The 19,750-nt window shown below is 66.9% G+C and carries 15 protein-coding genes and 3 tRNA genes; 13 read left to right on the top strand and 5 right to left on the bottom strand.

Going from position 1 to position 19,750, the window contains the following annotated elements; genetic code table 11:
- Positions 1 to 117 precede the first annotated feature (117 nt).
- Positions 118 to 2,601, bottom strand: coding sequence for a ribonuclease R (rnr, locus tag HWX07_RS30590; RefSeq protein ID WP_175878831.1), 2,484 nt, complete (start codon positions 2,599 to 2,601; stop codon positions 118 to 120).
- 249 nt (positions 2,602 to 2,850) lie between these two features.
- Here rnr and HWX07_RS30585 point away from each other — a divergent pair.
- The 9 genes from HWX07_RS30585 to HWX07_RS30545 all read left to right on the top strand — a co-directional run bounded on the left by HWX07_RS30585 (position 2,851) and on the right by HWX07_RS30545 (position 10,924).
- Positions 2,851 to 2,937, top strand: a tRNA-Leu gene (locus tag HWX07_RS30585).
- 187 nt (positions 2,938 to 3,124) lie between these two features.
- On the top strand, positions 3,125 to 4,114 hold the full coding sequence (locus tag HWX07_RS30580; RefSeq protein WP_175878830.1) for an aliphatic sulfonate ABC transporter substrate-binding protein: 990 nt from the start codon (positions 3,125 to 3,127) through the stop codon (positions 4,112 to 4,114).
- Between the two features lie 111 nt (positions 4,115 to 4,225).
- Positions 4,226 to 4,312: transfer RNA gene (locus tag HWX07_RS30575), tRNA-Leu, on the top strand.
- Between the two features lie 263 nt (positions 4,313 to 4,575).
- Positions 4,576 to 4,662: transfer RNA gene (locus HWX07_RS30570), tRNA-Leu, on the top strand.
- A 293-nt stretch (positions 4,663 to 4,955) separates the two neighbouring features.
- Positions 4,956 to 6,203, top strand: coding sequence for an ROK family protein (locus HWX07_RS30565; RefSeq protein WP_175878829.1), 1,248 nt, complete (start codon positions 4,956 to 4,958; stop codon positions 6,201 to 6,203).
- The gene (locus tag HWX07_RS30560) at positions 6,190 to 7,743 is read left to right on the top strand and encodes a sugar ABC transporter ATP-binding protein (RefSeq protein ID WP_053526136.1); all 1,554 of its coding nucleotides are present in this window, start codon (positions 6,190 to 6,192) and stop codon (positions 7,741 to 7,743) included. The genes HWX07_RS30565 and HWX07_RS30560 overlap by 14 nt, the downstream gene beginning before the upstream one ends.
- A 43-nt stretch (positions 7,744 to 7,786) precedes the next feature.
- Positions 7,787 to 8,824: a ribose ABC transporter permease gene (locus HWX07_RS30555; protein ID WP_053526137.1), complete on the top strand. Its 1,038-nt coding sequence runs from the start codon at positions 7,787 to 7,789 to the stop codon at positions 8,822 to 8,824.
- Between the two features lie 86 nt (positions 8,825 to 8,910).
- Entirely contained in the window at positions 8,911 to 9,855 is a 945-nt protein-coding gene (locus tag HWX07_RS30550) for an ABC transporter substrate-binding protein (protein ID WP_175878828.1), read from the top strand.
- Positions 9,856 to 9,988: 133 nt separating this feature from the next.
- On the top strand, positions 9,989 to 10,924 hold the full coding sequence (locus HWX07_RS30545; RefSeq protein ID WP_175878827.1) for a carbohydrate kinase: 936 nt from the start codon (positions 9,989 to 9,991) through the stop codon (positions 10,922 to 10,924).
- Positions 10,925 to 10,941: 17 nt separating this feature from the next.
- On the opposite strand, the gene HWX07_RS30540 is transcribed toward HWX07_RS30545, so the two are convergent.
- From HWX07_RS30540 to HWX07_RS30530, 3 genes are all read right to left on the bottom strand, one after another.
- Entirely contained in the window at positions 10,942 to 12,672 is a 1,731-nt protein-coding gene (locus HWX07_RS30540) for a SulP family inorganic anion transporter (protein ID WP_175878826.1), read from the bottom strand.
- Positions 12,673 to 12,695: 23 nt separating this feature from the next.
- Positions 12,696 to 13,322 (bottom strand): ParB-like protein, encoded by a 627-nt coding sequence (locus HWX07_RS30535; RefSeq protein ID WP_027810354.1) that lies wholly within the window; start codon positions 13,320 to 13,322, stop codon positions 12,696 to 12,698.
- A 123-nt stretch (positions 13,323 to 13,445) separates the two neighbouring features.
- Positions 13,446 to 13,988, bottom strand: coding sequence for a GNAT family N-acetyltransferase (locus HWX07_RS30530; RefSeq protein WP_034174154.1), 543 nt, complete (start codon positions 13,986 to 13,988; stop codon positions 13,446 to 13,448).
- Between the two features lie 280 nt (positions 13,989 to 14,268).
- Between HWX07_RS30530 and HWX07_RS30525 the strand changes: the two genes are divergently transcribed.
- From HWX07_RS30525 to HWX07_RS30510, 4 genes are all read left to right on the top strand, one after another.
- Positions 14,269 to 15,489: an MFS transporter gene (locus HWX07_RS30525; protein WP_175878825.1), complete on the top strand. Its 1,221-nt coding sequence runs from the start codon at positions 14,269 to 14,271 to the stop codon at positions 15,487 to 15,489.
- Between the two features lie 215 nt (positions 15,490 to 15,704).
- Positions 15,705 to 16,526 carry a TetR/AcrR family transcriptional regulator gene (locus tag HWX07_RS30520; RefSeq protein WP_006476131.1) on the top strand — a complete coding sequence of 274 codons (822 nt, stop codon included), beginning with the start codon at positions 15,705 to 15,707 and terminating at the stop codon, positions 16,524 to 16,526.
- Between the two features lie 157 nt (positions 16,527 to 16,683).
- Positions 16,684 to 18,438: an AMP-binding protein gene (locus tag HWX07_RS30515; RefSeq protein WP_175878824.1), complete on the top strand. Its 1,755-nt coding sequence runs from the start codon at positions 16,684 to 16,686 to the stop codon at positions 18,436 to 18,438.
- Positions 18,439 to 18,467: 29 nt separating this feature from the next.
- The gene (locus HWX07_RS30510; protein ID WP_175878823.1) at positions 18,468 to 19,385 is read left to right on the top strand and encodes a DUF1571 domain-containing protein; all 918 of its coding nucleotides are present in this window, start codon (positions 18,468 to 18,470) and stop codon (positions 19,383 to 19,385) included.
- A gap of 27 nt (positions 19,386 to 19,412) precedes the next feature.
- Here the strand turns inward: HWX07_RS30510 and HWX07_RS30505 are convergent, their stop codons facing one another.
- Positions 19,413 to 19,694: a hypothetical protein gene (locus HWX07_RS30505; protein ID WP_124701968.1), complete on the bottom strand. Its 282-nt coding sequence runs from the start codon at positions 19,692 to 19,694 to the stop codon at positions 19,413 to 19,415.
- Between the last annotated feature and the right edge of the window lie 56 nt (positions 19,695 to 19,750).

Below are 19,750 nucleotides of genomic sequence, written 5' to 3'. Positions count from 1 at the left end.
CGCGCGACATGCGCAGCCGCGATCCATGGAAAAGGAAAGCGCCGCGTGGCCGGCCGATGACCGGTGACGCGGCGTCTCTCGATACTGCAGGGCGTGCGCGTACGCCGCCCAGAACACTCAATACTTCTTGCGGGCGCGAGCCTTCTTCGCAGTCGGCTTCGCGGGTGCGCCACCGCCAGCACCGCCGCTCTTCTTCTTCGCGGCGCCACGCGCGGCGCGCGCTTCCTGCACCGCGACGCTCGGCGCGCTCGCGGCCTTCTTGCGGCGCGGCACGGTTTCGTCCACCGGCGGCAACGCACGCACGCGCGGGCCATTGCCATTGCCGTTGCGATCGATGCCGGCAGCCGGCGCGGGCGACGGACGCGGCGCCTTCACCGGCGTATCGCGCACGAGGCGGAAATCGATCTTGCGCGCATCGAGATCGACGCGACTCACCTGCACGCGCACGCGATCCGACAGGCGATAGCGGATGCCCGTGCGTTCGCCGCGCAGCTCGTTCTTGATCTCGTCGTACTGGAAGTAGTCCGAGCCGAGTTCCGTCACGTGCACGAGCCCTTCGATGAACAGCGTGTCGAGCTGCACGAAGATGCCGAACGACGTCACGCCGTTCACCATCCCGCCGTACTCCTCGCCGAGCTTGTCGCGCATGAAGTAGCACTTGAGCCACGCTTCGACGTCGCGCGACGCCTCATCCGCACGGCGCTCGTTCGCCGAGCAGTGCAAGCCGAGCTCTTCCCAGATCGCCGTGTTCGAGCGCGAGCGGTTGCGCGCTTCGTCGTCGGCCTGCTGCATCGCGCGGGCGCGCGGCGACAGCGCGGTATTCAGCTCGAAGCCTTCCGGCGCCTTCGGCGTGTACTTCTTGCCCGACAGGATCGCGTAGATCGCACGGTGCGTGAGCAGGTCCGGATAGCGGCGGATCGGGCTCGTGAAGTGCGCGTACGCCTCGTACGCGAGGCCGAAGTGACCGATGTTGTCCGGGCTATAGACGGCCTGCTGCATCGAGCGCAGCAGCATCGGCTGCAGCATCTGCGCGTCCGGCCGGTCGCGGATCTGCGCCATCAGCGCCGCGTAGTCGCTCGCATGCGGCTTGTCGCCGCCGCCGAGCGACAGGCCCATGCCGCGCAGGAACGCGCGCAGGTTCTCGAGCTTCTCCGGCGTCGGCCCCGCGTGCACGCGGTACAGGCCCGGATGCTTGTTGCGCTTCAGGAAATCGGCCGCGCAGACGTTCGCGGCCAGCATGCATTCCTCGATCAGCTTGTGCGCGTCGTTGCGCTGGCGGGGCACGATCTGCTCGATCTTGCCCTGCGAGTTGCAGACGATGTAGGTCTCGGTCGTGTCGAAGTCGATCGCACCGCGCTTTTGACGGGCAGCGAACAGCGACTTGTAGACGCCGTACAAATCCTGCAGGTGCGGCAGCAGATCGGCGCGGCGTGCGGCCTCCGGCCCCTTCGTGTTCGACAGCACGGCCGCGACTTCGGTGTACGTGAGGCGCGCCGCCGAATGGATCACGGCCGGGTAGAACTGGTAGGCCTTGATCTCGCCGCGCGCGGTGATCACCATGTCGCATGCGAGCACGCAGCGATCGACCTGCGGATTCAGCGAACAGAGGCCGTTCGACAGCTTCTCCGGCAGCATCGGAATCACGCGACGCGGAAAGTAGACCGACGTGCTGCGCTCGAGCGCGTCGGCGTCGAGCCCGCTACCCGGCTGTACATAGTGCGACACATCGGCGATCGCGACGATCAACCGGAAGCCGTCGCCGCGGCCAACCTTGACCGGCTCGCAGTACACGGCATCGTCGAAGTCGCGGGCGTCCTCGCCGTCGATCGTCACGAGCGGCACGTCGCGCAGGTCGACGCGGAAACGCAGGTCGGCCGGGCGCACCTTGTCGGGCAGCGCCGCGGCTTCGTCGAGCGCCGGCTGGCTGAATTCATGCGGCACGCCGTACTTGCGCACCGCGATTTCGATTTCCATGCCCGGATCGTCGATATCGCCGAGCACTTCGACGACACGGCCGAGCGGCTGCGAATGGCGGCTCGGGAAATCGGTCAGCTCGACGACGACGACCTGCCCGACCTTCGCCTTCTTCACGTTCTGCGTGATCAGGATGTCGTGGCCGATGCGCTTGTCTTCCGGCGCGACGATCAGCGCACCGTTCTCGTTCAGCAGGCGGCCGATCACGCGCTTGTTCGCGCGTTCCGTGACTTCGACGACGTGCCCTTCCGGCCGGCCGCGGCGATCGTAGCCGACGATCCGCGCGAGCACGCGGTCGTTGTGCATCACTTTCTGCATTTCGCCGTTCGGCAAGAACAGGTCGTCCTGTCCGTCGTCGCGGATCACGAACCCGTAGCCGTCGCGATGCCCCTGCACGCGCCCGGCGACGAAATTCGACGGATGGGTCAACTGGTAGTGGCCACGTTTGTCGAGGCGGATCTGGCCGTCGCGCTCCATCGCGGCGACACGCCGGAAGAACCCCTCACGCTCTTGACGCTTGATCGACAGGGCTTCGGCGATGTCGTTGGCGGCCAGCGGCGCGTCGCTCGTACGCAGCACGCCGAGAATCTCTTCACGGCTCGGAATGGGGTACGGATATTTGCTCAAGGGTTTGTCGATGATTGTTCTCGTTGCGTTGACTGATGGTGCACGGCATCAACATAGAGGTGTCCGTCAGACAGTTCTATATTGACGGCGGCGGGTCATTCTATCACCCGCCTGTGTCGCCAAAAGACGGGAATGCCGCCAGCACGCGCGGCGACGGCCTGTTTACGGCGCATCGCAAAAAAGTGTTGACAGGGATAATTGGGGCGCTATAATTTCGCTTCTTTGCAGCAAGCAGCTACTGCAAAACGTGCCCAGGTGGCGGAATTGGTAGACGCACTAGGTTCAGGTCCTAGCGGTGGCAACATCGTGGAGGTTCGAGTCCTCTCCTGGGCACCATCTGTTTTCTAAAAAGGTCGGCTTCTAGCCGGCCTTTTTTCATTTCGGCGCTTGCATCGCGAGTGCCCCTCCTCGGCCCTTATGTCGGCCGCTCCGATCGATAGCAGAATTTATCGGTTATCAATCGCCCTCCCCGTTGTTACGTTAGCCGCCTCGCTTTCAACGCGTCCAACGAGGAGCTTCCTTCATGACGTCGATGAACCGCCGCGCATTCGCGCGCGCGATGCTGGCCGCGGGCCTCGCTGCCGCCGGCGTCCGCGCGCGCGCCGAGAACGCGCCGGCCACGCTGCGCATCGGTTACCAGAAGTCGTCGACGCTGATCACGCTGCTCAAGACGCGCGGCACGCTCGAGCAGGCGCTGACGCCGCTCGGCCTGCGCATGTCGTGGCATGAATTCGCGAGCGGATTGCCGCTGACCGAAGCGCTCAACGTCGGCGCCGTCGACTTCAGCGCGGACGTGGCCGATACGGTGCCGGTCTTCGCGCAGGCCGCGCATGCGCGTTTCGTGTACGTCGCGCAGGAGGCGCCTTCGCCGAAGGCGCAGGCGATCGTCGTCAAGCAGGACAGCGCGCTGCGCACGCTCGCCGATCTCAACGGCCGACGCATCGCGGTCACGAAGGCGGCCGGCAGCCACTACCTGCTGCTTGCCGCGCTCGCCCGCGCGAAGCTCGCCCCCGCCGACGTGGCGATCCATTACCTGACACCCGCGGACGGCCGCGCCGCGTTCGAGCGCGGCAGCGTCGACGCATGGATCACGTGGGATCCATATGTCGCGTCGGTCGACCGAAATCCCGACGTGCGGATTCTGGCCGACGGCGACGGACTCGCGTCGTACCAACGCTACTATCTCGCGTCGAGCAGCTTCGCCGCCGCGCGCCCCGACGTCATCCAGATCCTGTTCGACCAACTGTCGCAGGCCGGCGCGTGGCTGCGCGACCATCCACAGGAGGCCGCGAACACGCTCGCGCCGATCTGGGGGCTCGATGCCGCGACGATCGCACGTGCGAATGCGCGACGCAGCTATCTCGTTCGCGCGGTGGTCACGCAAAACTTCGGCGAACAGCAGAAGATCGCCGACACGTTCCTTGCGGCCGGACTGCTGCCCGCCCGCGTCGATACGAGCCAGGCGCAGCGCTGGAATTTCACGACGAAGCGCGCGGAGCCGGTCGGCGCGTGACGGTCGGCGGTGCAAGGCGCACAATATTTTTGCTGCTCCGGATGAAATTGTGTTGACAGACTTCACTAGCACGCTACAATAGCGGTCTTCGCACTGCAGTAAGCGAAACGTGCCCAGGTGGCGGAATTGGTAGACGCACTAGGTTCAGGTCCTAGCGGTGGCAACATCGTGGAGGTTCGAGTCCTCTCCTGGGCACCATCTGTTTTCTAAAAAGGTCGGCTTCTAGCCGGCCTTTTTTCATTTCCAGCGCACAAATCGATAAGTGCACTCACGTCGACGCATTTACGCCGCCGACATCACGCCGCACATCGATGAGGCGCGTGAGCTGTCACGGCTCACGCATTCGCCAGTTCGACAATCAAGCCGCCCACAATAATATTTTCGTGCGCCCCTTAAATTCCATTGACAGATTCTCCGGGCACGCTAGAATAGCGGTCTTCGCACTGCATCAAGCGAAACGTGCCCAGGTGGCGGAATTGGTAGACGCACTAGGTTCAGGTCCTAGCGGTGGCAACATCGTGGAGGTTCGAGTCCTCTCCTGGGCACCACTTGATTTATAAAAAGGTCGGCTTCTAGCCGGCCTTTTTTCATTTCCGGCCCCGAATCGGACATGCTTGCGGGATTTCCGTATCGCACATCTCCCCCCTCTCATCGCCCCGCCCCGCAGACCTTCCTGGGCTCAGCAACCGCATTCCGTCACTTCACTCCCCTCCCGCACGAACCGCCGCTCGTAGAAAAACCGGGATTTCCCTAGGCTGACAGGCCGTCGCTCACGCGGTTAAATAAATCAACGTGATTTATTTAATGCGCCACCAAACGGCGCACCATGGAAGGAGACGCCATGAGAAGCCCGCACTTCGGCCAGGGAAGCAATTCGGCCAACGTGCGCCGTTACAACGAGCGCCTGCTGCTGAAGACGCTGCGCCGCGCCGGCAGCGCATCGAAGGCCGACCTCGCCCGTCTCGCGAACATGACGGGTACGGCGGTCGGCAGCATCATCGGGTCGCTCGCCGACGCGAAGCTGATCGAATTCGCGGGTCGCACCGAAGGTCAGCGCGGCCAGCCCGCATCGCTGATCCGCGTCGATCCGCGCGGCGCGTTCGGCATCGGCGTCCATCTCGACCGGATGCGCATCGAGACGGCGCTCGTCAACTTCGCGGGCGACGTGCTCGGCCGCCGCTCGCACGACACGCTGCTTCCCCCGCCCGCCGACGTGCTCGAGATCGTGCGTCACGACATCGACGCGATGCAGGCCCTGCTCCCCGACCATGAACGCGCGCGCCTGACCGGCGTCGGCGTCGCGCAGCCGTACAACCTCGGCGCGTGGATGCGCGAGCTCGGCCTCGCGCCCGACACGTTCCGCGCGTGGGAAGACATCGATTTCGCGGCCGACCTCGGCCGCACGCTGTCGCTGCCCGTATTCGGCGAGAACGACGGCAACGCGGCCGCGATCGCCGAGCTGTTCTACGGATACGGCCGGCAGTGCGACGACTTCGTCTACCTGTTCATCGGGCCGGCGATCGGCGGCGGCATCGCGATCGACGGCGACTGCCTGCGCGGCGTGACCGGCAATGCCGGCGACATCGCGGTGATTCCGGTGCCGCCCAGCCGGCTGGCCTCCGCGCCGCCGCCGCGCGGCCCGTGGGACATCCTGCTCGCACGCGCCTCGCTGCACGCGCTCGTGCGCCACTTGCGCCATCACGGCGAGACGGTCGAGAACCGCGCCGATCTCGAAGCCTGCATCGCCCGCGGCCTGCCGGCCGTCGACGAATGGATCGACGACTGCGTCGACGCGCTTGCACCGGCGCTGCGCGCGGTGCTGTGCGTGATCGACGCGCCGGTGGTCGTGCTCGATGCCGACACCGACGCGGGCCTGCTCGACGCGGTCACGACCCGCCTGCGCGCGGCGCTCGTGGCCACCGCGCCCGAGGCCCGCGGCACGCCCGTGCTCGTGCGCGGCACGTTCGGCGCCGACGCCGGCGCGATCGGCGCCGCCACGCTGCCGATGTTTTTCAACTTCTCCCCGCGGGCCGGCATCCTCAAGGGCGCCCGCACCGATTTGCAGGAGGTCCACCATGTCGCGTTCTGAGTCGCCCCGCCCGCTGCTCGAGATGCGCGGGATCAGCAAGACGTTCCCGGCCGTGCGCGCGCTCGACAACGTCAGCCTGACCGTCTATCCGGGCGAAATCCATTCGCTGATGGGCGAGAACGGCGCGGGCAAATCGACGCTGATGAAGATCCTGTCGGGTGCATACCGCGCCGACGCCGGCGGCGAAATCCTGATCGACGGCCAACGCATCGACATCGATGGCCCGCTCGCCGCGCGCGATGCCGGCGTCGCGGTGATCTACCAGGAGCTGTGCCTGTCGCCGAACCTGACCGTCGCGGAAAACATCTACGTCGGCCGCGAACTGCGCCGCGGCAACCGGCGCTGGGGCACGATCGACCGCGCGGCGATGGCACGCGGCTGCCAGGAGGTGCTCGCGCGCCTGGGTGCCCCGTTCGGACCCGACACGCTCGTCGACACGCTGTCGATCGCCGAACAACAACTCGTCGAAATCGCGCGCGCGGTGCACACCCGCGCCCGCATCCTCGTGATGGACGAGCCGACCACGCCGCTGTCGTCGCGCGAAACCGAACACCTGTTCAGCCTGATCCGCCAGTTGCGCGAGGAAGGCCTCGCGATCATCTACATCAGCCACCGGATGGCGGAGATCTACGAGTTGTCCGACCGCGTGTCGGTGCTGCGCGACGGCGCGTACGTCGGCACGCTGGAGCGCGCGTCGCTGTCGGCCGAGCGGCTCGTCGCGATGATGGTCGGCCGCGACATCTCCGGTTTCTACAAGAAGGAACACGCGCCGTACGACCCCGGCCACCTGCTGCTGTCGGTCCGCGACATCGCCGACGGCGCGCGCGTGCGCGGCTGCAGCCTCGATTTGCACGCCGGCGAAGTGCTCGGCATCGCGGGGCTCGTCGGAGCAGGCCGCACCGAGCTCGCGCGGCTGATCTTCGGGGCCGAGGCGCGCGTGCGGGGCGACGTGAAGCTGGGCGAGCGCACGTTCGGCGCGCACTCGCCGCGCGACGCGATCGACGCGGGCCTCGTCTACCTGACCGAGGACCGCAAGCGCCAGGGCCTGTTCCTCGACATGAGCGTGCGCGACAACATCAACATTTCAGTGTGCAACCGCGATGCGCGGCTCGGCGCGCTCGACCTCGCGCGCGGCGCCGAACGGGCGCGCGACGCCATCGCATCGCTGTCGATTCGCGTGCCCCACGCGAACGTCAACGTCGGCGCGCTGTCGGGCGGCAACCAGCAGAAAGTGCTGCTGTCGCGCCTGCTCGAGACGAAACCGCGCGTGCTGATCCTCGACGAACCGACGCGCGGCGTCGACATCGGCGCGAAATCCGAGATCTACCGGATCATCAACGAACTGGCCCGTGCCGGCGTGGGCGTGATCGTGATCTCGAGCGAACTGCCGGAAATCATCGGCGTCGCCGACCGCGTGCTCGTGATGCGCGAAGGCGAGATCGCGGGCGAACTCGGCGGACACACGCATACGCCGATCACGCAGGAAGCGATCATCGCGCTCGCCACCGGCTCGCAGGCCGAACTGGCCGACGCGCACTGAGCGCCGCCTCTTTTCATTTCACTCTCACATTCAGGCTACCGAAATGATCAACCCGACCAAGCAGCGGAACCTCGCTTCCGCGACCGCCCATCCGGTCGCCAACCGCACACCCCTGATGCGCGGCGCCGATCATCGCGCCCGCATGCAGTCGCTGATCCGCACGGCCGGCATGCTGCCGGTGCTGCTGGTCCTGTGCATCGGCTTCGGCTTCCTCACCGACGGCTTCTTCACGCTGCAGAACCTGTCGATCGTCACGCAGCAGGCGTCGATCAACATCGTGCTCGCCGCCGGCATGACGTTCGTGATCCTGACGGGCGGCATCGACCTGTCGGTCGGCTCGGTGCTCGCCGCCGCGGCCGTCGCGGCGCTCATCGCATCGACCATTCCCGGCTGGGGCTGGCTCGGCGTGCCGTTCGCGCTCGTCGTCGGCCTCGTGTTCGGCGCGATCAACGGCGGACTGATCTCGTTCCTGCGCCTGCCGCCGTTCATCGTCACGCTCGGCGCAATGACGGCCGTGCGCGGCGTCGCACGCCTGATCGGCAACGACACGACCGTGTTCAACCCGCAACTGCCGTTCGCGTTCATCGGCAACGGCTCGATCCTCGGTGTGCCGTGGCTCGTCGTGATCGCATGCGCGGTGATCGCGATCTCGTGGTTCATCCTGCGCCGCACGGTGCTCGGGATGCGGATCTATTCGGTCGGCGGCAACCCGGAAGCCGCGCGCCTGTCGGGCATCAACGTGCGGGCGATCCAGATGTTCGTGTATGCGGCGTCGGGCCTGCTCGCCGGCCTCGGCGCGGTGATGTCGGCCGCGCGCCTGTATGCGGCCAACGGCCTGCAGCTCGGCCAGTCGTACGAGCTCGACGCGATCGCCGCGGTGATCCTCGGCGGCACGAGCTTCGTCGGCGGCGTCGGCTCGATCGTCGGCACGCTGATCGGCGCGCTGATCATCGCGGTGCTGACCAACGGCCTCGTGCTGCTCGGCGTGTCCGATATCTGGCAATACATCATCAAGGGGCTGGTGATCATCGGCGCGGTCGCGCTCGACCGCTATCGCCAGCGCGACTCGGCCCGTACTTGACTCCCTTCCCTCATCGTTCAACCATCGGCGCGCAGGCAGGTCCTCCTGCGCGCGTTCACCAACAGACCTCACGGAGACACAACGACATGTTCAAGCACACCGCCGCCCTGACCGCCGTCGCCTGCGCACTCGCCTTCGGCACTGCCGCCGCCCATGCAGCCGACAAGCCGCTGAAGTCGATCGGCGTCACGGTTGGCTCGCTCGGCAACCCGTACTTCGTCACGATCGTGAAAGGCGCCGAAGCGCGCGCGAAGCAGCTCAACCCGAATGCGAAGGTCACGGCCGTCTCGGCCGACTACGACCTGAACAAGCAGTTCACGCAGATCGACAACTTCATCTCCGCGCACGTCGACATGATCCTGCTCAACGCGACCGACCCGAAGGCGATCGAGCCGGCGGTGAAGAAAGCGCAGGCGGCCGGCATCACGGTCGTCGCGGTGGACGTCGCGGCGGCCGGCGCGAACGCGACCGTGCAGACCAACAACGTGAAGGCCGGCGAACTCGCGTGCGACTACCTCGCGAAGAAACTGAACGGCAAGGGCAACGTGATCATCGAGAACGGCCCGCAGGTGTCGGCCGTGATCGATCGCGTGAACGGGTGCAAGGCCGTGCTCGCGAAAAACGCCGGCATCAAGCTGCTGTCGAGCGACCAGGACGGCAAGGGCTCGCGCGAAGGCGGGATGAACGCGATGCAGGGCTACCTGACGCGCTTTCCGAAGCTCGACGGCGTGTTCACGATCAACGACCCGCAGGCGATCGGCAGCGATCTCGCGGCGAAACAGCTGAACCGCCCGAACATCGTGATCACGTCGGTCGACGGCGCGCCCGACATCGAGGTCGCACTCAAGTCGAACACGCTCGTGCAGGCGTCGTCGAGCCAGGACCCGTGGGCGATGGCGCAGCAAGCCGTCAACGTCGGCTACGGAATCATGAACGGCCAGAAGCCGGCCAATCCGATGATCCTGATCGAGCCGACGCTGATCACGCGCGACAACGTGAAGACCTACAAGGGCTGGAGCTCCCCGCGCTGATCGCGCCGATCGCCCGCGAGGCCCGGCGGTGCCGGGCCGCGCCGCCGCGCGCGACGCCCCGCACCGCCCGGCTGTTCAGATTCAGATCAACCGCTGTCCGGCCGCGCGCGATGCCGCGGCACAAGGTTTCCACATGACGACGTTTCCCCGCCTGATCGTGTTCGGCGAAGCGCTGACCGATTTCATCCGCGACGACGCGCAGCACTGGCACAGCGTCGCCGGCGGCTCGTGCTGGAACGTCGCGCGCGTCGGCGCGCGACTCGGCGTGCCGACGGCCTTCGCCGGTACGGTCAGCCGCGACACCTTCGGCGACGAGTTGATGCGCAAGAGCGCCGACGCGGGGCTCGACATGCGTTTCATCCGGCAGGTCGACCGCGCACCGCTGCTCGCGATGGTCGTCTCGAAGCAGCCGCCCCACTATTTCTTCATCGGCGAAAACAGCGCCGATCTCGCGTTCGATCCGGCCGACTTGCCGGTCGGCGCGTTCGACGCGGCCGACATCGTGCACGTCGGCTCGCTGGGCGTCGTGCGCGAGCCGCTCGCATCGCGCCTGATCGAACTCGCGCAAGCCGCGCGCGCGGCCGGCAAGCGGATCTCGTTCGATCCGAACTTCCGTGCGCCGATGGCCGCGCCGTCGTATCGCGACACGCTGCGCCGGCTAGCCGCGCTCGCCGACTGGATCAAGGTATCCGACGAGGATCTGCGCGGGCTGTTTCCCGAACTCGACGAAGCGGCCGCGCTCGCGCAGTTGCGTGCATGGGCGCCCGACGCGACGATGCTCGTCACGCGCGGCGCAGCCGGCATGCAGCTGCTGCATCGCGATACCGTGCTGTTCCAGCCGGCGTTCCCGGCCGAGGTGGCCGACACGGTCGGCTGCGGCGATGCGAGCATCGGCGGCTGGCTCGCGAGCCAGCTCGCCCGCGCCGAGGCATCGGTCGCCGAGCATCTGCGCTACGCGGCCGCGTGCGCGGCCGTCGCTTGTGAACATGCAGGCGCCTATGCGCCGACGGCCGCGGAAGTGGCCGACATGATCAGTCGCACCGCCGCCGACGCCGCGCTGTCGCAATAGGCGGCGCCGACGCGCCGTCACGCAGGGCGCGTGCCGTCGCCGCCGTCCGGCGGCTTGCCGGCCTGCAGCAGTTGCAGGCTCTCGTCGACGCTGAGCTCCGACATCGCGTCGTCGCGCAGCGTATCGTCCGCCGCGCGGCCCAGCGCATGCAGCGCGTGCACCTTGAGCCGGACCAGCGCGAGCCGCAGCCCGCGCGCCGCGCATTCGGCCGCGAACGTGCGCAGTGATTCGATCGTCGTGCCGTCGACGTCCGGCGTTTCCTCGAGACTCACCATCACGGTATGCGTGTCCGGCGCGGCCTTCAACAGCGCCCGCACGCGATTGAGCATCCGGTCCGCATTCGCGAAGAACAGTTGCGCCTCGGGCCGCACGATCAGCACGCCCGGCACCGGCTTCGCATCGGCGTGGCTCGCGACGTCGACGAAATCGTGGCTGTCGCGCAGCCGGCCGAGCACGCTGACGTTCGGCTCCGACAGCTTGCGCAGCGTCAGCAGCAGGCTCACGCCGATGGCCGCGAGCAGGCCGTGCAGCACGCCGAGCACGAGTACCGCGAGCAGCGCCGCGATCACGACGAGCCGATCGCGATGCCAGGCCCAGTACGGCCGGAATACGGACGGATGCAGCGAATGGCTGACCGCGAAGATCACGATGGCCGCGAGCACGGGCTCGGGCGTGCGGGCGAGTTGCGGCAGCAGCAGCCAGATGATCAGCGCGACCACGCCGGCCGCCCACATCCCCGCCAAACGCGACTGCGCACCGGCCGCCTCGTTCGCCGACGTCGCCGAATAGCCGGCGCCGACCGGCATCCCGTGCAGCAGGCCCGACACGAGGTTCGCGCAGCCGAGCGCGACGAGGTCGCGGTTCGGCGACACGGTATCGCCGTGCTTCAGCGCGAAGTTGCGGATCGATCCGTACGACTCCGCATACAGGATCAGCATCAGCGCAAATGCGAGCTCGACCGTCTGCATCCATGCGTTGCGGTCGAGATGCGGCAAGCCGAATTCGAGGTGCCGGAAGTCGATATGGCCGACGATCGCGATTCCATACCGCTGCCAGTCGATCGCGTAACCCGCCGCGATCGACAGCACGATCACGACGAGCGTCGCGGGCACGCGCGCGCCGCGGCCGAGCACGAACAACAGCGCAAGTGCGGTCGCGCCGAGCACCACGCTCGCGAGATTCGCATGCGGCGCGGCGGCGAGCAGGTCGAGCACGACGTGAGGTGCATCGCTGTGCTGCACGGAGATCGCGAGAATCTTCGGCAGCTGCTTGATGACGATCGTCAGCGCAAGACCGAACGTGAAGCCGCGCAGCACCGGCCGCGCGACGAAATCCGACATGCCGCCGAGCCGCGCGGCGCCGGCCAGGATGAACAGCACGCCGGTCATCGCGACGAGCGCCGCCGCGAGCGCGAGCTGCGCGGCCAGCGCCATCCCCGATTCGGCGAGCACGGTCGCCGCGAGCACCGCGGCCGACGATGACGTCGACGACACGATCGCGAAGCGGCTGCTGCCCGTCAGCGCATAGACGACGAGCCCGGACAGCAGCGCGATCAGGCCGGCCTGCGGCGGCAGGTTGGCCAGCCCCGCATACGCGACCGCCTCGGGAATCAACAGGCCGGCAATCGACAGGCCGGCCAGCGCATCGAGACCGACGCGCCGCATGCGCGGCGCGGGCGGCGTGTCGAGCGCGACGAAATGGTCCGGATGCTGCGGGCCGGCGTCGGGGCGAATCGGAGCGGTCGTCATGAGACGGCGGAGCCGTGAGCCGGTCAGGGTTTGACGGCAATCACGCCCGACCAGCCGGGCAGATAGCGCGCATCCTGCTCGTGCGCGCGATGCAGCGCGATATCGAGCGCCTTCGCGAAGTTCTTGCGGATCTGGTCGAGCGACACGTGCTGGCGCAGATAGTCTGCCCACAGGAATTCGCTGAACGGCGTCGCGTCCTTCGCGTAGCCGCCCGCCGTGCGCAGCTCGCCGGCGAGGCTGCGGTACGGGTCATCCTCGAGGCCCGTCAGCGCCTTCGGCAAATGCGCATAGTCGCGCCGCGAGCCGTCCGGGCCGAACGGATGCACCCACTGGTTGTGTTCCATCATCCGCCAGAAGATCGTGTCGTCGAGCCACGACAAATCCTTCAGCAGCATCGCGTTCACGCGCGCCTCGCCCTCCTCGATCAGCGCGAGGCCGAGATGGTGATGATCGGTGATGTAGTGCAGCCCGTCCGGGCCGAGCACGGCCGGGAACCAGTGCGATTCGATCGCGGCCTTGCGGGCGCGCTTGTTCAGCGCCTTCCAGTGCTTGCGCTTCGCCTTGACTTCGCGGTAACCCACCGTCATCTGGGTCGGACGCAGCGCGTCGAGCCTGACGGGAATGAGATGAACGTCGTTGCCGAGTGCCATGGTCGTACCCCATGTTGCGAAATTCCGGCAACGATACTCCTGATCGCGGGCGCCGTTAATCCGTCACGACCGCGATACGCGTCTAGTTGACGATCTCTGACACCTGGTCTGCACGACGCCGCGCTACGCGCGCAAATCGTTGCGTTCGAGACGATGACGAATGTAAGGAATGCCGTCGTGCACGATGCTCACGCGCCGCATGCCGAGCTTGCGCGCCACGTTCAGCGAGCCGCTATTGGCCTCTGCGATATCGGCGATCACGCGCGGCAGGCGCACGGTGTCGAACGCGTGCCGCACGACGGCCGCCGCGGCTTCGCTCGCGATGCCGCGCCCCCATGTCGCACGCATGAGCCGCCAGCCGATCTCGACGTCGCGCGACCCGTCCTTGTAGTCGGGAATCAGCAGCATCCAGCCGATGAACACGTCGGGCGCGGCCTTCTCGAAGATCGACCAGTAGCCGAGGCCCGGCGGATAGTCGCACGTGATCCGGTGCGTGACGAAGCGGCGATGCTCGACGGGGTCGTTCCACGGGCCCGCGATGTGGCGCGTGACCTCGGGATCGCGATCCATCTCGATGCACGCATCGAGATCGGCCAGCACGCGCGGCCGCAGCCACAGCCTCGCGGTTTCGAGCACGGGCAATGGGTCGGCGGAACGGTCATTCATCCGGACTCCTGAGTCGGTGACGATGCGCTTCGAGCGCATTACAGAATGGATACAAAAAGCCTTCCACCATGATACAGATGCCTGTCGCGTGCCTGTAGCAGCGCCGTTTCAGTTTCCGAAACAGTCCATTTCGTAGGGATTATTCCTGATTCGCGCTTATCGCGCCCCACCTCGCGCAGCGCGCAAGCCTACACTCGATCAGTGCCCCGCGCCGCGCGCGAGCCGGGCCGCCATCCGCATGCAGAATCGCGAGCGCGCAAGCCAACGAGGAGACCCGCACATGAGCTGGACCCGCGAGCAACGCAACGTCACGATCGCCGCCTACCTGGGCTGGACGCTCGATGCGTTCGACTTTTTCCTGATGGTTTTCGTGCTGAAGGACATCGCCGCGGAATTCGCGTCGACGATCCCCGCCGTCGCGTTCGCGCTCACGCTGACGCTCGCGATGCGCCCGCTCGGCGCGCTGATCTTCGGCCGGCTCGCCGACCGCTTCGGCCGCCGCCCGACGCTGATGGTCAACATCGCGTGCTATTCGCTGCTCGAACTGGCGTCGGGTTTCGCGCCGAGCCTGACCGCGCTGCTCGTGCTGCGCGCGCTGTTCGGCATCGCGATGGGCGGCGAATGGGGCGTCGGCTCCGCGCTGACGATGGAAACCGTGCCGACCCACGCGCGCGGCTTCGTGTCCGGGCTGCTGCAGGCCGGCTACCCGAGCGGCTATCTGCTCGCGTCGGTCGTGTTCGGCCTGTTCTACCAGTACATCGGCTGGCGCGGGATGTTCATGGTCGGCGTGCTGCCGGCGCTGCTCGTGCTGTACGTGCGCGCACACGTGCCCGAATCGCCGGCATGGAAACAGATGGAGAAGCAAGCGCGCCCGAGCCTCGCCGCCACGCTGAAGCAGAACTGGAAGCTCACGATCTACGCGATCGTGCTGATGACCGCGTTCAACTTCTTCTCGCACGGCACGCAGGACCTCTATCCGACCTTCCTGCGCGAACAGCATCACTTCGATCCGCATACCGTGTCGTGGGTCACGATCGTGCTGAACATCGGCGCGATCGTCGGCGGCCTGTCGTTCGGCACGATCTCGGAGCGGATCGGCCGGCGCCGCGCGATCTTCATCGCCGCGCTGATCGCGCTGCCCGTGCTGCCGCTGTGGGCATTCTCGAGCGGCCCCGTTGCACTCGCCGCCGGCGCATTCCTGATGCAGATCTCGGTACAGGGCGCGTGGGGCGTGATACCGGTTCACCTGAACGAGATCTCGCCCGACGAGATCCGCGCGACCTTCCCCGGCGTCGTCTACCAGCTCGGCAACCTGCTCGCATCGGGCAACGCGACGATGCAGGCGTCGCTCGCCGTGTCGAACCACGACAATTACGGCTTCGCGCTCGCGCTCGTGGCCGGTATCGTGGCCGTCGCGATCGCCGTGCTGATCCTGTTCAGCCGCGAACGGCGCGGCATCGACATGACGCAATCGGTCAATACGCGTAGCACCGTTGGGTGAACCCGCGCGTTGCGGCACCGCATCATCGCGCGCGCCCCGCCCCGCCGTGAGCGGGTGCCGCGCTTTCCGCATCCGCACATCGAACTAGAGGAATTGATCCAGATTCCGCGCTTGCCCGGTCCGGCCACGATTTTTTATCTTAATAAAAACGACTGTTTGAATCAGATAATCAAATCACCTGTTCGCGGCCGGGAAACCGGCATGGGAGGCGGAACATGGCAGTAAGTCAGGAGGGGCGGCCATCTGCGGGACGGCCGTCCGGGGCGCGGTCATCGGGCACGCGGCAGACCGGGGGGACGAAGGCGCGCATTCTCGATGCGGCCGAGGATCTGTTCATCGAGCATGGCTTCGAAGCGATGTCGATGCGGCAGATCACGTCGCGCGCGACGGTCAATCTCGCCGCGGTCAATTACCACTTCGGCAGCAAGGAAGCGCTGATCCACGCGATGCTGTCGCGCCGGCTCGACCAGTTGAACCAGGAACGCCTCGGCATCCTCGACCGCTTCGATGCGCAGCTCGGCACGCACATCACCTGCGAGCACGTGCTCGGCGCGATGTTCATTCCGGCGCTGAAGGCCTCGCGCGATCCCGAACGCGGCGGGCCCGGCTTCCTGCGGCTGATCGGCCGTGCGTACACCGACCCCTCGCCGTTCGTGCGCAACTTCCTGACCGCGCACTACGCGAGCGTCGCAGGCCGCTTCTTCGATGCCTTCCAGCGCGCGCTGCCGCACCTGCCGCGCACCGAGCTCGGCTGGCGGCTGCATTTCGCGATCGGCGCGCTGTCCGGCGCGCTCGCCGGCGCCGAAACGGAAAGCCTGATCGACGAATTCTCGCAAGGCCGCACGATGAACGACGTGCAGATGATCGCGCGGCTGTCGTCGCTGATCGTCGCCGCGCTGAAGGCGCCGATGCCCGACACGGCGCAACTGTCGATCTTCGCGGCTGTGCTCGACGACGCGGGCGCGAGCGAAGCGTTCGGGCTGCCGCAGTCGGGCGCGACGACCGCCGAGACGGCCACGCTGCATTCCACGAACTGAGCGCGCGAGGCCACGCGCGGCTTCCCGTTCACAATTTGATTGATACGCGCGGTCGGGCACGGCGTCGAGACGCCCGCGCCGGCCGGCCGCGAAGCACGGGGCATGGGCCGGCGCTGCAGCGCCGACCCTCGCCGAGAGCCAAGACCGGAGACACGTCATGTCATCTTCCGCAGCAACCACCTCGGCCCGGATTGCGCCGAACACCGACGCCATCTGGTACGCGTCGTACCCGCCCGGCGTTCCGCACGAGATCGACGTCACGCAATACGCGTCGCTCGTGCAGTTCTTCGACGAATGCACGACCCGCTTCGCCGACCGCGTCGCCTACGTGAGCGCCGGCGCGTCGATGACCTACCGCACGCTCGCGCAGAAGGTCGACGCATTCGCGTCGTATCTGCAAAGCCTCGGCGTGAAGCCCGGCGACCGCGTCGCGATCATGCTGCCGAACACGTTCCAGTACCCGGTCGCGCTGTTCGGCACGCTGAAGGCCGGCGCGATCGTCGTCAACGTGAATCCGCTCTACACCGTGCGCGAACTCGCGCACCAGTTGAAGGACAGCGGCGCGCAGACGATCGTCGTGTTCGAGAACTTCGCGCGCACGCTGCAGGACGCGCTGCCGGAAACTCAGGTGAAGCACATCGTCGTCACCGCGCTCGGCGACCTGCTCGCCGACGGCTTCAACGCGAAAGGACGCCTGATCAATTTCGTGCTGAAGCACGTGAAGAAGCTCGTGCCGGCCTACCATCTGCCGCAGGCCATCCGGCTGCGCTCCGCCCTCGCGCTCGGTGCACGCGGCAAGCCGCAACCGGTGCAGACCACGCGCGACGATCTCGCGTTCCTGCAGTACACGGGCGGCACGACCGGCGTCGCGAAAGGCGCGATGCTCACGCACGGCAACCTGATCGCGAACCTGCTGCAGGCGAAGGCCTGGATCGCCGACCAGGTGTCGGGCGACGTCGAAACCGTGCTCACGCCGCTGCCGCTTTATCACATCTATTCGCTGACGGTGAACGCGTTCATCTTCATGGGGCTCGGCGGGCGCAACATCCTGATCGCGAACCCGCGCGACATGAAGATGGTGATGAAGATCATCCGTCACGAGACGTTCACGGGCATCACCGGCATCAACACGCTGTACAACGCGTTCCTCGACAACGAGGAATTCCGCAAGCGCGACTTCTCGAAACTCAAGCTCGCGATGGCGGGCGGGATGGCGATGCAGCGCGCGGTCGCCGAGCGCTTCCAGCAGGTGACGGGCCGGCCGGTGGTCGAAGGCTACGGCCTCACCGAGTGTTCGCCGATCGTCACGATGAATCCCGTGGACCTGAACGACATGGCCGCGTTCAGCGGGTCGATCGGGCTGCCCGCGCCGTCGACCGTCGTGCGCTTTCGCCGCGAGGACGGCACCTGGGCCGCCATCGGCGAGCCGGGTGAGCTGTGCGTGCACGGCCCGCAGGTGATGCGCGGCTACTGGCAGCGCCCCGACGAGACGGCCAAGGTGATCGACGCCGACGGCTGGCTCGCGACCGGCGACATCGGCGTGATGGACGAGCGCGGCTTCATCCGCCTCATCGACCGCAAGAAGGACATGATCCTCGTGTCGGGCTTCAACGTGTATCCGAACGAGATCGAGGAAGTGCTGGTGATGCATCCCGGCATCAGCGAAGCCGCGGCGATCGGCATTCCGGACGAGGTACAGGGCGAACGGATCAAGGTATTCGTCGTGCGCCGCGACCCGTCGCTGACGGCCGAGGACGTGCTCGCACACTGCCGCAAGAACCTGACCGGCTACAAGATGCCGAAATTCGTCGAGTTCCGCGACGCGCTGCCGCAGACGAACGTCGGCAAGATCCTGCGCCGCGCGCTGCGCGACGAGGAACTCGCGAAACTCAAGGCCGCGAAGCAAGGCTGAACGATCCATCGCTCCCGGAGACGCTGTCGATGAACGAAGGAATGAAACGCCACGCGCGGCATGCCGCCGCCGTGGCCGCCGCATGCGCGCTGTCGCTCGCGCAAGCCAGGCTGCATGCACAGGAAACGGCCGGCACCGCGAGCGCGGCACAGGCGGCCGCGCTGCCGGCGGACCTCGCGAAGGTCACGCACGAGCCGCTCGCGCAACAGGCGCGCTGGCTGCGCACGGCGGCCCAGCGCGGCACGCTCGCGCAACTCGACGACGCGACGCTCACCGCGCTCTTCAAGGCGCTCGATCCGCTCGCCGTGCCGCTCTATATCCGCAATGGCCCGAACGGCTATCCGTCCTACCAGTTCACGATGGTGCGCCAGGAACGCATCAGCGGAAAATGGTCCGACACGCCCGACCGCATGCTCGTGAAGACGACCCGCGAGCCGCTGCGCGTGTATGCGAAATGGCTGCCGGGCGGCGCGCATGCCGGACAGGAGACCATCTACGACACGACGCAGCGCAAGGACGAGATGTACGGCCATCTCGGCGGCCTGCTCGGCAAGATTCCGCTGTGGACGGCGATCGACGGCGCGCTGGCGCGCGCGCAGTCGAATCACCAGGTGAAGGATCTCGGCACCGAGTTCATCGCGAACCTGTACCTGACCGAAGGGAAGAAATACCTGGAAGCCGGCGTGCAGCGGCCGACCGACGTGGAGGCCAAAACGATCGGCGGCGTACGCGTCGTCGCGCTCACCTACGAAACGCCGACCGGCCGGCCGCAGTTCTATGCGAAAAAGGAAGTGCTGGGCCTCGACCTGCATGCACCCTATTTCCGGACCGTCGAGTCCTATGACAACGACGGCAAGATCTTCGAGCGGATCGTCATCGAGAAAATCGCGCCGGCGACCCTCGACGACACCGCATTCGACCCGAAAAACCCCGACTACGCGTTTTGACGCGCGTCGGCGGGGCTCGCCGCAGGCTCAATCGTCATCGTCGTCGTGGTGACGGTGCCAGTGCTTGTAATAGTGCTTGCGCCACTTGCGGTAGCGATCGTCGTCGTCATCGCCGTAGTAGCCGTACCCATAGCCCGGATAGGCGACGACGGCGGGCTGCGGCGCCACATAGACCGGGGCCGGCTCGACATAGACCGGTGCGACCGGGACACCGATGCCGACCGACAGGTCCACGTGCCCCGCCATTGCACTACCCGACACGAGCAACGCCATGCTGCCGATCACCCCTGCTACTTGCCTCTTGTTCATGCTCCGGATCCCTGATAAGCCGGCCCGCCCGGCTCGCGCCATCAATGTAAGCGCGG

Origin of the sequence: Burkholderia sp. BCC0097, from assembly GCF_902832985.1 — a bacterium.
Lineage (GTDB): Bacteria > Pseudomonadota > Gammaproteobacteria > Burkholderiales > Burkholderiaceae > Burkholderia > Burkholderia orbicola.
The sequence above is the reverse complement of the archived record's forward strand: the minus strand, read 5'-3'. Positions and strand labels throughout refer to the sequence as shown.